Annotated in this window: 16 protein-coding genes; 8 read left to right on the plus strand and 8 right to left on the minus strand. The window is 53.3% G+C overall.

Annotation, left to right across the window (positions count from 1 at the left end):
* Positions 1–16 precede the first annotated feature (16 nt).
* The 3 genes from ACJJI3_RS15800 (at position 17) to ACJJI3_RS15810 (ending at position 2,774) form a co-directional block, all read left to right on the plus strand.
* On the plus strand, positions 17–1,168 hold the full coding sequence (locus ACJJI3_RS15800) for a PilT/PilU family type 4a pilus ATPase (protein ID WP_108731394.1): 1,152 nt from the start codon (positions 17–19) through the stop codon (positions 1,166–1,168).
* A gap of 236 nt (positions 1,169–1,404) precedes the next feature.
* On the plus strand, positions 1,405–2,154 hold the full coding sequence (locus ACJJI3_RS15805) for an SDR family oxidoreductase (RefSeq protein ID WP_444940241.1): 750 nt from the start codon (positions 1,405–1,407) through the stop codon (positions 2,152–2,154).
* 11 nt (positions 2,155–2,165) lie between these two features.
* A complete protein-coding gene (locus ACJJI3_RS15810) occupies positions 2,166–2,774 on the plus strand; it encodes a LysE family translocator (RefSeq protein WP_413664051.1) in 609 nt (202 codons plus the stop codon).
* Positions 2,775–2,777: 3 nt separating this feature from the next.
* Here the strand turns inward: ACJJI3_RS15810 and ACJJI3_RS15815 are convergent, their stop codons facing one another.
* On the minus strand, positions 2,778–3,527 hold the full coding sequence (locus ACJJI3_RS15815) for a LytR/AlgR family response regulator transcription factor (RefSeq protein WP_444940242.1): 750 nt from the start codon (positions 3,525–3,527) through the stop codon (positions 2,778–2,780).
* Positions 3,524–4,681, minus strand: a complete 1,158-nt coding sequence (locus ACJJI3_RS15820) for a sensor histidine kinase (RefSeq protein ID WP_444940243.1) — start codon at positions 4,679–4,681, stop codon at positions 3,524–3,526. Before ACJJI3_RS15820 ends, ACJJI3_RS15815 begins: the two co-directional genes overlap by 4 nt.
* 89 nt (positions 4,682–4,770) lie before the next feature.
* On the opposite strand from ACJJI3_RS15820, the gene argH reads away from it, so the two are divergent.
* Positions 4,771–6,195, plus strand: a complete 1,425-nt coding sequence (gene argH, locus ACJJI3_RS15825) for an argininosuccinate lyase (protein ID WP_282930328.1) — start codon at positions 4,771–4,773, stop codon at positions 6,193–6,195.
* A gap of 7 nt (positions 6,196–6,202) precedes the next feature.
* On the opposite strand, the gene cyaY is transcribed toward argH, so the two are convergent.
* On the minus strand, positions 6,203–6,529 hold the full coding sequence (cyaY, locus tag ACJJI3_RS15830) for an iron donor protein CyaY (RefSeq protein ID WP_282930329.1): 327 nt from the start codon (positions 6,527–6,529) through the stop codon (positions 6,203–6,205).
* 107 nt (positions 6,530–6,636) lie between these two features.
* Between cyaY and lptM the strand changes: the two genes are divergently transcribed.
* The 4 genes from lptM (at position 6,637) to ACJJI3_RS15850 (ending at position 10,037) form a co-directional block, all read left to right on the plus strand.
* Positions 6,637–6,987: an LPS translocon maturation chaperone LptM gene (gene lptM, locus ACJJI3_RS15835; RefSeq protein WP_282930330.1), complete on the plus strand. Its 351-nt coding sequence runs from the start codon at positions 6,637–6,639 to the stop codon at positions 6,985–6,987.
* 11 nt (positions 6,988–6,998) lie between these two features.
* Positions 6,999–8,252: a diaminopimelate decarboxylase gene (lysA, locus tag ACJJI3_RS15840; protein ID WP_444940244.1), complete on the plus strand. Its 1,254-nt coding sequence runs from the start codon at positions 6,999–7,001 to the stop codon at positions 8,250–8,252.
* Between the two features lie 93 nt (positions 8,253–8,345).
* Positions 8,346–9,176: a diaminopimelate epimerase gene (dapF, locus tag ACJJI3_RS15845; protein WP_282930332.1), complete on the plus strand. Its 831-nt coding sequence runs from the start codon at positions 8,346–8,348 to the stop codon at positions 9,174–9,176.
* 123 nt (positions 9,177–9,299) lie between these two features.
* Positions 9,300–10,037, plus strand: coding sequence for a DUF484 family protein (locus ACJJI3_RS15850; protein WP_444895478.1), 738 nt, complete (start codon positions 9,300–9,302; stop codon positions 10,035–10,037).
* 66 nt (positions 10,038–10,103) lie between these two features.
* Here ACJJI3_RS15850 and ACJJI3_RS15855 read toward each other — a convergent pair whose 3' ends face one another.
* From ACJJI3_RS15855 to ACJJI3_RS15875, 5 genes are all read right to left on the minus strand, one after another.
* On the minus strand, positions 10,104–10,328 hold the full coding sequence (locus tag ACJJI3_RS15855) for a hypothetical protein (RefSeq protein ID WP_108731384.1): 225 nt from the start codon (positions 10,326–10,328) through the stop codon (positions 10,104–10,106).
* A 383-nt stretch (positions 10,329–10,711) separates the two neighbouring features.
* The gene (locus tag ACJJI3_RS15860; protein ID WP_108731383.1) at positions 10,712–11,050 is read right to left on the minus strand and encodes a P-II family nitrogen regulator; all 339 of its coding nucleotides are present in this window, start codon (positions 11,048–11,050) and stop codon (positions 10,712–10,714) included.
* 87 nt (positions 11,051–11,137) lie between these two features.
* Complete coding sequence (gene amtB, locus ACJJI3_RS15865) at positions 11,138–12,397, minus strand: ammonium transporter AmtB (protein ID WP_282930335.1); 1,260 nt, start codon at positions 12,395–12,397, stop codon at positions 11,138–11,140.
* A gap of 54 nt (positions 12,398–12,451) precedes the next feature.
* The gene (locus tag ACJJI3_RS15870; RefSeq protein ID WP_282930336.1) at positions 12,452–12,790 is read right to left on the minus strand and encodes a P-II family nitrogen regulator; all 339 of its coding nucleotides are present in this window, start codon (positions 12,788–12,790) and stop codon (positions 12,452–12,454) included.
* A 52-nt stretch (positions 12,791–12,842) separates the two neighbouring features.
* Complete coding sequence (locus tag ACJJI3_RS15875; RefSeq protein WP_444926433.1) at positions 12,843–13,568, minus strand: TorF family putative porin; 726 nt, start codon at positions 13,566–13,568, stop codon at positions 12,843–12,845.
* Between the last annotated feature and the right edge of the window lie 193 nt (positions 13,569–13,761).

Genomic DNA, 13,761 nt, shown 5'->3' on the forward strand with positions numbered 1-13,761 from the left:
AAACGCGGTAAACACCATGGATATTGAAAGACTTCTACAACTGGTTGTAGAGAAGGGCGCTTCGGATTTATTTATCACGGCGGGCGTCCCGCCCTCCATCAAACTACACGGCCGAGTGGTGCCCTGCAGCAGCACCGCGCTCACGCCAGAGAAAGCGCGCGAGTTGGTGGTGGGAACCATGAACGAGAAACAGCGGCGCGAGTTTGCCGAGCAAAAGGAATTGAACTTCGCGATTGCAGTGCGCAACGTGGGGCGTTTCCGGGTATCGGCCTTCTTCCAGCGCAATCTGGTGGGTATGGTGCTGCGTCGCATCGAAACCAAAATCCCCACTATCGATGGACTCGGACTACCCGATGTACTCAAAGACCTGGCCATGACCAAACGCGGGCTGATTATTTTTGTGGGCGCCACCGGTACCGGTAAGTCCACATCCCTCGCCTCCATGATCGGCCACCGCAATGAGAACACCAAGGGCCATATCATCACCATTGAGGACCCGATCGAATTTATCCACCAGCATCGCGGCTGTATTGTGACCCAGCGCGAAGTGGGCCTGGATACCGAGTCTTTCGATGTAGCCCTGAAAAACACTCTGCGTCAGGCACCAGATGTTATTCTGATCGGTGAGGTACGCTCCCGCGAAACCATGGACCACGCCATCGCTTTCGCCGAGACCGGCCATTTGTGTCTGTGTACCCTCCACGCCAACAATGCTAACCAGGCCCTCGATCGGATCATTCACTTCTTCCCGGCAGACCGCCACAAACAGTTGTTTATGGACCTGTCCCTCAACCTGAAGGCGATGGTGGCCCAGCAGCTGGTACCAACCCCCGATGGCGATGGCCGCCGTGCCTGCCTTGAGATCATGATCAATACCCCACTGATGTCGGACCTGATCCGCAAAGGCGAAGTGGATAAGATCAAGGAGTTGATGAAGCGCTCTGGTGAGCAGGGAATGCAGACCTTCGACCAGGCACTCTACGAGCTCTACGATGGGGGAGAAATTACCTATGAGGATGCCCTCTCCCACGCCGACTCCGCCAATGATTTGCGCCTGATGATTAAGCTCAAATCCGAATCCGATGCCGAGTACTTAAATAGTGCCGCTGGCGAGTTGAGTCTACAAAATGATTCAGAGTACGGAGACGGTGGTCCTCAGCTCTACTAGCCCCCGATCCAGCCAGATCAAAACCGTTTACAGACATATCAAAGGTTCCCAGCCTGTAAACGGTTTTCACCCGGTATAATCCGCTGCTGATATTTCCGCAATGCAAAAGCTGATCCCGCCCGATATTGAATGATCTCGCAGGCTCTTTTCTGCAGCATTTTTATTGGAAGAAAATAGCCTTTCAATAAGTCTCTATTTTCCTGCGCAATATCCCGTTAAAAGAGTGACCAATCAATATGAATAAAAAAGTCGCCTTGATCACTGGTGGCAACCGGGGCATTGGTGCCGCGACAGCCAAATTACTTGCCCATAGGGGGTACCAGATTGCCATTAGCTACCGGCAGCGCAAGCAGCAAGCGGAAGAACTGATCGCCGAGCTTCGGTCTTTTGGTGTTTTAGCAATAGCCGTTCGCGCCGATATCTCCTCAGAGAAAGATATTGTTCAGCTATTCAATACGGTCGACGAGCAACTAGGCCCAATTAGCTGCCTGGTTAACAGTGCGGCAATCATTAAACCGCAAATGCGTGTCGAAACGATGGACGCTGAGCGCATCAATGAAATCCTGCGTACCAACGTCACCGGCACCCTGCTCTGCTGCCGGGAAGCAATCAAAAGAATGTCTAACAAAAATGGGGGCACTGGAGGAACCATCGTGAATATTTCCTCTGCTGCCAGCCGTTCGGGATCACCTAATGAGTACATCGACTATGCAGCGAGTAAGGGCGCTGTCGATACGCTGACCATCGGGCTCAGCCAGGAGATTGCCGATGAAGGGATTCGCGTAAATGGTGTAAGGCCCGGATTTATCTATACGGAGATGCACGCTGATGGTGGCGAAGCAGATCGAATTGAGCGAGTAAAGTCTGCAATTCCACTCAAGCGAGGGGGGCGAGCAGAGGAAGTGGCTAAAGCTGTGGCTTGGCTACTCGGTGATGAATCCACCTTTACTACCGGTTCATTTATTGACGTTGCAGGCGGGAAGTAGGACCAAAAATTATGTTAGAAGCACTCTTTTCACTAATTGCAGCAACCGCTCTGTTGCTCGGCTCCCCTGGCCCGGCACCACTTGCCCTGGCCGCATCGGGAGCGACATTTGGAGTGAGAAAAAGCGGCGGTTTCCTTATCGGCATCCTGCTTGGCCTGAGTGTCGCCATTGTCGGGGCAACCGCCGGCATCGCCGCACTACTGGCAGCCTGGCCAGAAGCGCGCTTGGCGGTTCAGCTTTGCGGTGCCTTATATATTGGCTATATCGCGATCAAAATTGCCACGGCCCCGGTACTGGAGCAAGGCGAATCGTCGACGGCTCAGCCTCCGTCGCTGCTGGATGGGTTTATTTTTAACTTATTGAATCCCAAGGCCTATGCTGCTTTTCTCGCCATATTCTCCCAATTCTTACTACCGATTGAAGAGAGTGGCCTGAGCTATTTAGCCACAGGCTTGGTCTGTTTACTGGTAGCCGCTGCGGTGGATTTTATCTGGTTGTGCTTAGGAGGAAGCCTGAGGCCGGTTTTTCATAAACCCAGGCAGGCGCGAATAATCAGGGTATGTTTTGCGGTATTAATGGTGGCAGCCGTACTCGCTGTTTTTATCCGCGGAAGCATTTAAGCTCTAACACATCTCTGCGATCAATCCTTTTACCGAGGGCAGCATGCGCCGGCTCACCAGCGGCGCTGCTGTTACGCCATCCAGCTCCACCCGGTAATTTGTACCTTCCCTGCGCAACCCAACAATATATTGCACAGCCACTAGCGCGCTGCGATGAATACGCACGAAACGCTGTCCAAACTCACTCTCAAGCTCTTTTAGAGACTCATCCAGAATGGTCTCTCCAGCGGCGTGATGGGCTACAACATACTTGCTGTCCGCAACCAGACAGCGGATAGAATCTACATCCAGCAGCTCCACCCCCAGGCGACTTATCGCCTTAATGCGGCTGCGGCCACTGGGCTCCTCCAGATCCTGCTTAGTTGTTAACAACTGCTGCTGCGGCTTACTCAGACGCTGCGCTTTGGAAACTGCCTCGCGCAACTGTTCGACATTCACAGGTTTTAATAGATAACCAACCGCTGAGGTGGCAAAAGCGGGCAAAGCAAACTCATCGTGAGCAGTGCAGAAAATTATTGCCGGCGGACACGCGAAGCTGGATAACTGCTGAGCCAATTCCAGGCCGCTACCACCGGGCATTTCAATATCCAGTAGCACAAGGTCCGGGTCGAGTTCGCGGATCTGTGATAGTCCGACTTCAATATCTGCCGCTTCTCCCACAGCAATACAATTATCGATCCTCTCCAACTGCCGGTGCAGACGGGCACGAGCCAAAGGCTCGTCATCAACAATCAGTACGCGCAACTGGGTCACTCCATCACCTCGAAAGTCTTCTTGGAATTTGTGCTGGACTCTATTTCCCGCCGGTCCACTTCCCGGGGAGATAAGGGTAGCTGTAGTATGACCCGGTACCGGCCCTCCTCCCGACGGGCGGTAAATTTGAAGCGATCGCCGTAGTATGCAGTGAGACGCTGGCGAATATTCTCTGTCGCCATGCCATTACCAGTCTTCGCAGGAACTGCACTGTCCTGTGGCAATGGGTTTTCAATAACAACTTTGAACATGCCCCCCTCTTGCGAGAGTTGTACACTGATCTCTCCGCCTGCCCGCAACTGTGCCACACCGTGCAACACCGCATTCTCCAATAGGGGTTGAAGCAACATACTGGGCAGCTGAGCCTTATCCAATCCCTCGTCTAGCTGCCAACTCTGGCGCAAACGCTCCCCCAGACGTAGGGCTTCAATCTCTAGATAGCGCTGGGCTAGAGTGACCTCTTGCGCCAAAGGCACCAGCTTTGGATCGGAAAGGCTTGCACGAAACAACGCACACAAATCCTCCACCAGACGCTCCGCACGATCAGGGTCAACGGCAATCAAACTAGCCAGGCTGTTCATACTGTTAAAAAGGAAGTGGGGGCGAATCCGCGATTGAAGTGCCTCGATTCGGGCGCCGAGCTCCGCCTGCTGCTGGTTGTAGAGTTGCTGTTGAAGATAGGCGTAGCGCAATACCACCCCCGCACAAATAGCCCCAAGCAGGCAGTCGCCCGCAAACCCCCAGCTGTCAAAGCTGGTCTGTAACAGCACCGCGCGCAGGGAGCGCTGCACTGCCATCACCAATATGAGTACCGACAGCACTGCAATAAAACTCAAGCCGCCAGCGAGTTTGTGGGGCATTTTCGCCAGGCTCGGCCGAAGCCGGCAAAGTAGCGCGGCCGAGGGCAATATCACCCATTGGATCACCAGAGAGATCAACCCCAGGCGCTGCCAACTGAATTCCGGTAAACCATCCAGGGCCAGGACCAGCACCAATGCCAGCAATTCCCCCATCAACACCAGTACCGCCAGAGAGGTGACACTGCAAAGGTCTGGCAGAAACGGAAGCTGCCCAGATTGCGCAGAATCCTTATTTCCTGCGCGATATTTTCGAATTTTCTGCGTTATAATGCCCGACGGCCAGGGGAATGACATGCAGTTGTTATTCTTGATTGTCCCAAAGTTCCAAGCGCAAGATATCACCAAGCTCCCCAGCCTTTCATCTCACTGCAGCCAGGAAAACCATGAGTAACGAAAAATCCCCCTCCGAGTCCGCCAACAATCCTGCCGCCAAACTCTGGGGCGGCCGCTTTAGTGAAGCCACCGATGCCTTTGTCGAGCGATTTACCGCCTCGGTGACTTTTGACCAGCGCATGGCCATGGAAGACATCCAGGGATCACTTGCCCACGCGCAGATGTTGTCAGAAGTGGGGGTATTAAGTGCTGATGAATATCACAAGATAGCCGACGGCCTGAAAGGCATCGCCGAAGAGATAAAAGCGGGAGAATTTCCCTGGTCTGTGCAGCTCGAAGATGTCCATATGAATATCGAAGCGCGCCTGACCCAACGCATTGGTGCCACTGGCAAAAAACTGCATACCGGCCGCTCGCGCAACGATCAGGTGGCAACCGACATCCGCCTGTGGCTGCGTGGGCGCATCGATCTGATTGCTGCCGAACTGACCCGCCTGCAAAATGGCTTGGTCGATTTGGCGGAGCGCGAAGCCGATACCATTATGCCCGGCTTTACTCACTTACAGAGCGCGCAACCGGTGACCTTTGGCCACCACTTACTGGCCTGGAATGCCATGCTGAGCCGGGATTTCGAGCGCCTGATGGATTGCCGCAAACGGGTTAACCGCTCACCGTTGGGGGCCGCAGCACTGGCCGGCACCAGCTATCCGATCAATCGCGCACGCACAGCCGAGTTGCTGGGCTTCGATGCCCCCACAGAAAACTCCCTCGACTCAGTCAGCGACCGGGATTTCGCTATCGAGTTCTGTGCTTTCGCCGCGCTGCTGCTCACCCATCTGTCTCGGGCCAGTGAAGAGCTGGTGCTGTGGACTTCCAGCCAGTTCGACTTTATTGACCTGCCCGATCGCTTCTGCACCGGCTCCTCAATTATGCCGCAGAAGAAAAATCCCGATGTTCCGGAGCTGGTGCGCGGAAAAACCGGCCGGGTTAACGGCCACCTGATTGCGCTGCTCACACTGATGAAAAGCCAACCGCTGGCCTACAACAAGGACAACCAGGAAGATAAAGAACCGCTATTCGATGCCGCCGATACCGCACTGGATTGCCTGCGCGCGTTTGCCGATATGGCGCCGGCACTGAAGGCAAAAAAAGAAAATATGCTGGAAGCTGCGGCCAAGGGCTTCTCCACCGCGACGGATCTGGCCGATTATCTGGTACGCAAAGGGGTGGCCTTCCGCGATGCTCACGAAATTGTCGGGCAGTCCGTATCCTTTGCTATTGAACAGGATAAAGACTTATCCGAACTCAGCCTGGCCCAACTACAACAGTTCTCAACAGAAATTGGCGAAGATGTATTTGAGGTGCTGACTTTAGAGGGCTCGGTTGCGGCTCGCGATCATATTGGCGGTACCGCACCGAACCAGGTGCGCGCGGCCTGTAAGCGCGCACGGGAAGAGATTTCGCAGCGCGTTTAAGCGTTGTTTAAGCGGATAATCCGAGGGAAACCTGTTCGCCTTGCTGCTCGCTCAATACGCGGTCGAGCAAAGTCGGCAGGTCCTCACCGGTCGTGGTGCACTTCCAACCAGGGTTTTCAAAAGAAAGATGGTAGCCACCGGATTTGGCGGCGACCCACAACTCCCGGTTGGCGGACTGGCGCGAGAGAATTACCTGGCTGCCATTGTCTTCCAGGGTCAGGGTCAGCACCGCATCACTGCGTTCGTAGTCGATATCCCAATCGCAGTGATCGAGTGCATCCTCAATACCGATTAGAGTCTGCTCCACAGCCGCATCATATTCCGCTTGGCTCATCTTTGGTTACTTCTGTTACCGTGTAATGTGTTGAATCAGGTGGGCCGCTATACTATCAGGCTTTTGCCGGTTGCCGCTGTGAATCTCCGACTCTCAGGATGTTATCGATGCTCAAAAAACGACTCTCTCTATTAACAATCACCATCGGTGCCACTGCACTGTTACTGGGCTGTGGCCAAAAAGGTCCTCTCTATCTTCCACAGGACCCCGCCATGCCCGCCTCCAATATTCCAGGTGGCCCGCCGGAGACAGTACCCACCAGTGGTGCAGCACAACCCGGCGAGCCCGGCTCTGCAGCAGAGCAAGCGGTGGAAACCGTTGATGAAATTGAATCTGAAGACGGCTATGGGCCCGACTTTGATATCGATGACACCATTGAGACCGGCCCGACTATCGAAGTCGACGACGAATCGGGCACAGCGGATGACTCCAATGTCGAGGAAGATTTAGAAGAGTAAGAACCGGTCATATGAGAGAGTTTAGTTATCGCGACGGTAGCCTGTGGGCTGAGCAGGTTTCACTGGAACAAATAGCTGAGAATTTCGGCACCCCCACTTATGTGTACAGCCGCGCACACTTTGAACGGCAATATCGGGATTACGCCGAGGCCCTCGGCAATCGTCCCGGCCTAATCTGCTACGCAGTGAAAGCCAACAGTAACCTGGGCATTCTGTCAGTGCTGGCACAGCTGGGGGCGGGCTTTGATATTGTTTCCGGCGGGGAACTTGAGCGAGTGCTGCTCGCCGGCGGCGACCCATCGCGAATCGTATTTTCCGGAGTGGGTAAAACCTCAGAGGAAATGCGGCGCGCTCTGGAGGTTGGGGTGCACTGCTTCAATATTGAATCAGAAGCGGAAATTGATCGCCTTGAGCGCGTGGCCGCAGAGTGTGGCAAGACCGCCCCAATTTCCATCAGGGTCAATCCCGATGTGGATGCCCAAACCCACCCCTATATTTCCACCGGTCTCAAAGAAAATAAGTTTGGCATCGCCATAGACAAGGCGATCGAGGTTTATCAGCACGCGGCGGATTCCGAGCATCTGAAAATTACCGGTGTGGACTGCCATATCGGTTCCCAGCTCACCGAAGTCGCCCCCTTCCTGGATGCACTCGATCGCCTGCTGGTTCTTATCGATCAGCTCGCCGAGCTGGGAATTACCCTGGAACACCTGGATCTGGGCGGAGGCCTCGGTGTGCGTTATCGGGGTGAGGAACCACCCCCTGTCGGGGATTACCTGGCGGAGGTCCACAAGCGTATCGGCGAACGCAATTTATCCCTGATTCTCGAACCCGGCCGCTCCATTGCCGCCAACGGCGGCGCCCTGCTGACCCGGGTCGAATACCTGAAGCGTACCGAAGAGCACAACTTCGCTATCGTCGACGCCGCCATGAATGACAACCTGCGTCCGGCCCTTTACCAGGCATGGCAGGATATTGTGCCAGTGACACCGGACGAGAGTGAAAGTACTCTGTGGGATATTGTCGGTCCGGTATGCGAAACGGGTGACTTCCTGGGTAAAAACCGCTCCCAATCTCTGCGAGAGGGGCAACTGTTAGCCATGTTGTCGACCGGTGCCTACGGTTTCACCATGAGTTCCAATTACAACAGCCGCTGTCGCGCTGCTGAAGTACTTGTGGATGGCGACAAAACTTACCTGGTGCGTGAGCGGGAGACTTTTGCCGACTTGGTTCGCGGTGAGACCACTGTCCCCAAAAAAGCCTGATCAGCTACTTGCATCGCAGTGGGGTCCATTTTTCAGCCCGGGCCCCAAACCGCAGCTAACGCCGCGGAAAATCAGTACGAACAGAGAAATGGAATGCGCGTTAAATTCAGCAAGATGCATGGGCTCGGCAACGATTTCGTGATGCTCGACGGCGTCAGCCAAAAAATTAAACTGACCCCGGAAAAAACTCGTCGCCTGGCAGACCGCTGCCTCGGCGTGGGCTGCGACCAGGTACTGCTGGTGGAGCCGCCCCGCACACCCGAGGCGGATTTTCGCTATCGCATATTTAACGCCGATGGCAGCGAAGTGGAAAATTGCGGCAATGGCGCCCGCTGCTTTGCCCGCTTTGTACGTGAACGCCGCCTTACCGGTAAGAAAAATATCCAGGTAGAAACTGCCGCCGGTTTACTACACCTGAGAGTACTGGACGGGGATCAGGTTAGTGTCGATATGGGAGCACCGGTCCTCGAGCCCCAAAAAGTACCTTTTTCCGCCGATCGCCGTGCAGAGTCCTATCCCCTGGAAGTGGACGGGGAGACCTTCACCATTGGTGCTGTATCCATGGGCAACCCTCACGCGGTTCTGCTGGTGGAAGATATCGCTTCCGCACCGGTAGAAAGACTCGGGCCCCTAATTGAACGCCACCCGCGGTTCCCACAAAAGGTCAACGCTGGCTTTCTGCAAGTGGATACACGCACCGAAGCCCAGCTCAGGGTATTTGAGCGCGGGGTTGGCGAAACTCGTGCCTGTGGCACAGGCGCCTGTGCTGCCATGGTATACGCACGCCTGCGAAACCTGGTGGATGACAAAGTCCAAATTCAGCTCCCCGGCGGCATACTGACAATTCACTGGAGCGGACCCGGCCAGCCAGTTACTATGATCGGGCCCGCAACCACGGTTTTTCACGGGCAGATTATTCTCTAAACAATTGTCCGGGTATTTGGCAGTAAACCCGCCACAAGCGGGTACGGGATAACTCAGAGAGCAGAACGCTTCATCACATCAGTTGTCCGATGCCCCATCCCCGTGCCAGAAAAAGCAAACACAATGGAACACACAGACGCCAATCAGCCCCCAGAAGAGATTGCCGGCGACACTCACAAGGAAACCCAGCGTGACGATAAACTGCTGGCACGGCAGGTAGCTCGCTACCTGATTCAAAATCCAGAGTTCTTTGAAGAGCGCATGGAACTGCTGGAAACCATCAAGTTGCCGCGGGAAAATGGCAAGACCGTGTCGCTGATGACCCACCAAACGAATTTGCTGCGAGAGCGCAATATCGAAATGCGCCAGCGCCTCGACCAGCTCTTGCACAACGCCCGGGACAACGACCAGTTATTTTTCAATAGCCGCCGACTTATCCTGGCACTGCTGGAAGCTGAAAATATCGGTGAAGTCACAGAAGCTCTCTATGCCAGTTTCGCCGCTGACTTCAATGTTGAGTTCACCAGCCTGACTCTATTCGAGCCATTATCTGCTCCCCGCCAAAGCCTAGGACAAGTTCAGACCAGCACATTTTCCGATGCCGAGACGGCAATTGGCGGAATAATTCGTAACGGCCGCCCCATCTGTGGTGTTTTGCGCCAGCGGGAAAAAGAATTCCTATTTGCGGAAAAAGCGCAATATATCGCTTCAGCTGCCGTAGTTCCTTTGGGCAATCAACTTGGCACCCTAGCGGTAGGCTCTGCTGATCCCCAGTACTACCGGTCTAGCCTGGGTACTTTATTCCTATCCTATATCGGCGAAGTCCTGGAGCGCCTGCTACCGAAACTGCTCAATCGGTAAAAGCTCTGAGAGGGGTTTGGCCAACTGTCACTCCTCCTGCTGGAGGAGCAACAGCGACCAGAGAGATTAGATAGGGCGGCTGCCGTATTTTGGCTGCGGTTTGCGCGGGGGGTCGGCGGTAACTTCTGGATCAACTTCACTAATCGCGCCGCCACCGGCGAGAAACTCCTCTACATCGGAACTTAACTGGCTTCTGGCACGCTGGCGAGAGGTGATACTGCGTTCTTCTGCAAATTCCTCGGAGTCCTTGCTGCGAGAGTTCTTACCCTGATCTTCATAACCATCTTTCATAGCTAAAACCCTGTAACCTTTACTCCTGTTACAGAGGGAGTACCTCTGTGCCGCCCCTTTCCCGCGGCATCTACAAAACTGACAACCACTTTCCAGTGGCGATCCCCTACCGCGTCAATAGCGGCGATTAATTTATAGGCAGTTCCCCACCCCCGTGCCAGTAACACAAGGAGGAGGCTGTAGAGTTTTTTGTTGGGAAATGAAATGGGAATATTTCAGTTAGTTATGCAGATTTTTGCGCCTGCACCGGTAGCAGGTATTTCAAGCAAAATAGATAACAAAGATCGAAGGCGAGATAGCGGGACTTATCAGAAGTGCGTATAAAGCCCCTTGCGGGGCTTATGATACTCAATCGCTACGTTATGAAAGAGTTATCAAACAGGTTACACAGCTTCGCTACCGGTTTCACCGGTACGGATACGAATGACTTCTTCGAGAGCCGTGATAAAGATTTTGCCGTCACCGATTTTGCCGGTTTGCGCCGCCTTGGTGATTGCCTCGACAGCGGAGTCCACCATCTCATCATCAACAGCGAGTTCCAATTTTACTTTCGGTAGGAAGTCCACCACATATTCGGCGCCACGATAAAGTTCTGTATGGCCCTTTTGACGCCCAAAACCTTTTACCTCGGTGACGGTCATTCCTTGCACGCCCACTTCAGACAGGGCAGTGCGTACATCATCCAATTTGAAGGGCTTTACTACAGCCGTAATCAATTTCATCTTGAGTATTTCCCCTGATTCGTCCTCGTCGAGAGAACCTTACCCAGGCTACTGCCCCGCCTATGGGGCAGCACCGACACTGTTAACTTACTTGTTCATAAATTCCGGGTAAGCTTCCATTCCGCATTCGGTCAAGTCAACACCCTCTTGCTCCTCATCTTCGCTCACACGGATACCAGTGACGAGCTTGAGCAGGTACCACACTGCAAATGAACTGACGAATACCCAGCCAAAGATGGTCAGTGCACCAATCAATTGCCCGCTGAAACTGGAATCATTGTTAGTCACAGGTACCAATAGCAAACCGAGCAAGCCGACAACGCCGTGTACAGAGATAGCGCCCACCGGATCATCAATTTTCAACTTATCCAGGGTGATGATAGAGAAGACCACCAACACACCAGCGATCATACCGAAGAGGGTTGCCTGCAATGCAGTCGGGGTCGATGGCTCCGCAGTAATTGCTACCAGACCGGCCAGGGCGCCATTGAGCAACATGGTCAGGTCAGCTTTACCGAACAGGATACGGGCGGTGATCAGTGCAGCAATAGCACCACCGGCAGCAGCGGTATTGGTATTCACAAAGACCATGGCGACGGAGTGCGCACTGGCAGCATCGCCCAGCTTCAGTACGGAGCCGCCATTGAAGCCAAACCAGCCCATCCACAGGATAAAGGTACCCAGGGTTGCCAACGGTAAGTTAGCACCGGGAATGGCATACACTTGGCCGTTGGGGCCGTATTTGCCTTTGCGCGCGCCCAGTAGCAGAACACCAGCAAGCGCAGCCGCTGCACCCGCCATATGCACGATACCGGAACCGGCAAAATCAGAGAAACCGAGATCGCCCAAGTTGTACAGGCCGAAAACCTCTTTACTACCCCAAGTCCAGGCACCTTCCAGTGGATAGATGAAACCGGTCAAAACTACTGCAAAGGCCAGGAAGCTCCACAGCTTCATACGCTCGGCAACCGCACCGGATACAATGGACATAGCGGTAGCTACGAAAACCACCTGGAAGAAAAAGTCTGAAGCTCCGGAATAAACGGAGTCACCCTCAAAACCATTTTCTGCAGAATCGCTGAGGACGCCTTCCAGACTAAACGCCTCAATACCGGACAATGCCCAGCCACCATCGTACATAATGGCGTAGCCAGTCAGCAGATACATAATGCAGGCAATCGCAAACAGGGCCACATTCTTGGTGAGAATTTCCGTGGTGTTTTTGGAGCGCACCAAACCGGCTTCCAGCATAGAAAAGCCGGCGGCCATCCACATTACCAAGGCGCCGCACATCAGAAAGTAAAAAGTATCAATTGCATACTGCAATTGAAAAATTTGGTTCTCCATATTCCTCTCCGTTCAAATCTGGATATTTATTAAAATTATGTTTTCGGTTTTTAATTAAATTGCTGCATTACCGGTTTCTCCGGTACGTATGCGCACGACCTGCTCAAGCTCTGCGACAAATATTTTTCCGTCACCGATCTTGCCACTCTGCGCACTGGAACCAATTGCTTCGATAACCGCATCCAGTTGCGAATCTGCCACCGCTATTTGCAGCATGGTTTTCGGAAGAAAATCCACCACATACTCTGCGCCGCGATACAATTCCGTATGCCCTTTTTGGCGACCAAAGCCCTTCACTTCAGTGACCGTTACACCATTAACCCCCGACTCCCGCAGGGCATCTCTCACAGCATCCAGCTTGAAGGGTTTAATGATTGCAGTGATTAATTTCATGGTATTCCCCTAAAGAAAAACGAGCCCTCGCATTAACGAAGGCTCTTTTGTATTACCAGGTATAAGCCGCGCCGGCGAGCAATGTAGGTTCGCACCAGTCGGTCTCGTAGCACTCTTTATCGCTGACATCGGTGCCCACGAAAGAAGCGCTCAGGCTCAAGCCGCCAAATTCTTTACTGAGGGAAACGGAGTAATCGATATAGGAATCAGATCCATCGAGAAAACCTTCTTCTTCAAAAAGGTTTAATCCCAGATGTAGATCGAGAGAAAAATCTGAGGGAAGAGCGAAACTATATTCCGCATAAGGGTAATAAAACTCACCTGTATCCGCCCAATAATCATCGGAATAGGCAAACCCCAACGTTAAGTCTGAAAAACTCAGGCTGCCGTATATTTCCTGATAATCTTCATCTTCACTTCCGCCGTGATAGGCGTAATAAATGTAGCCAACATCAAAGCTAACGCTGTCATTGATATCCGCACTATAACCGCCGTAAAAATCCTGTTCGTAGTCAGTTTGATCAGTCTCGTAATCAAAATCCACTTGGGATGCCCAGGTGCCAATATAAATGCCGTTTCCAAAATCGACATCGACACCACCCTGTAATGCGGGGCCTCCATCAGTCTGGCTAATACCACGGAATCTATAGTCAGAAACAAGACCCACATTGGCACTAATGCTGGGACCGCCCTCGGCAGCTATCGATAAATTTGCAGCGCCCAGTGCGAGAACGGCACCGGTGACGAGAGTGGCAACTTTATACATTTTATTTTCCACTTTAATCCTCCAAGGCTTTTGAAGCTGTTTTTTCGAGTGCTTTTATGGCGCCGCCTGCAATCAGTCCTTCACTGTCGGGTGTGACAGAGGGTCGCTTGCGTCTCGTGAACTGCTACTTTCCCAGACTCCCAATGATCGTTAATGGGACACCTGCACAGATTGTTTGCAGACTTGATGCCAACACTGCAACCGC

The organism is Microbulbifer maximicatervae (SeqCode) (assembly GCF_052466985.1).

Bases quoted from the DNA above. Each gene is read 5' to 3' on its own strand.
- dapF (WP_282930332.1), top strand. From the start codon at position 8,346: ATGCGCGTTAAATTCAGCAAGATGCATGGGCTCGGCAACGATTTCGTG.
- ACJJI3_RS15860 (WP_108731383.1), bottom strand. From the start codon at position 11,050: ATGAAATTGATTACGGCTGTAGTAAAGCCCTTCAAATTGGATGATGTA.
- cyaY (WP_282930329.1), bottom strand. From the start codon at position 6,529: ATGAGCCAAGCGGAATATGATGCGGCTGTGGAGCAGACTCTAATCGGT.
- ACJJI3_RS15800 (WP_108731394.1), top strand. From the start codon at position 17: ATGGATATTGAAAGACTTCTACAACTGGTTGTAGAGAAGGGCGCTTCG.
- ACJJI3_RS15870 (WP_282930336.1), bottom strand. From the start codon at position 12,790: ATGAAATTAATCACTGCAATCATTAAACCCTTCAAGCTGGATGCTGTG.
- ACJJI3_RS15850 (WP_444895478.1), top strand. From the start codon at position 9,300: ATGGAACACACAGACGCCAATCAGCCCCCAGAAGAGATTGCCGGCGAC.
- ACJJI3_RS15805 (WP_444940241.1), top strand. From the start codon at position 1,405: ATGAATAAAAAAGTCGCCTTGATCACTGGTGGCAACCGGGGCATTGGT.
- ACJJI3_RS15855 (WP_108731384.1), bottom strand. From the start codon at position 10,328: ATGAAAGATGGTTATGAAGATCAGGGTAAGAACTCTCGCAGCAAGGAC.
- ACJJI3_RS15810 (WP_413664051.1), top strand. From the start codon at position 2,166: ATGTTAGAAGCACTCTTTTCACTAATTGCAGCAACCGCTCTGTTGCTC.
- amtB (WP_282930335.1), bottom strand. From the start codon at position 12,397: ATGGAGAACCAAATTTTTCAATTGCAGTATGCAATTGATACTTTTTAC.
- ACJJI3_RS15820 (WP_444940243.1), bottom strand. From the start codon at position 4,681: ATGTCATTCCCCTGGCCGTCGGGCATTATAACGCAGAAAATTCGAAAA.
- argH (WP_282930328.1), top strand. From the start codon at position 4,771: ATGAGTAACGAAAAATCCCCCTCCGAGTCCGCCAACAATCCTGCCGCC.
- lptM (WP_282930330.1), top strand. From the start codon at position 6,637: ATGCTCAAAAAACGACTCTCTCTATTAACAATCACCATCGGTGCCACT.
- lysA (WP_444940244.1), top strand. From the start codon at position 6,999: ATGAGAGAGTTTAGTTATCGCGACGGTAGCCTGTGGGCTGAGCAGGTT.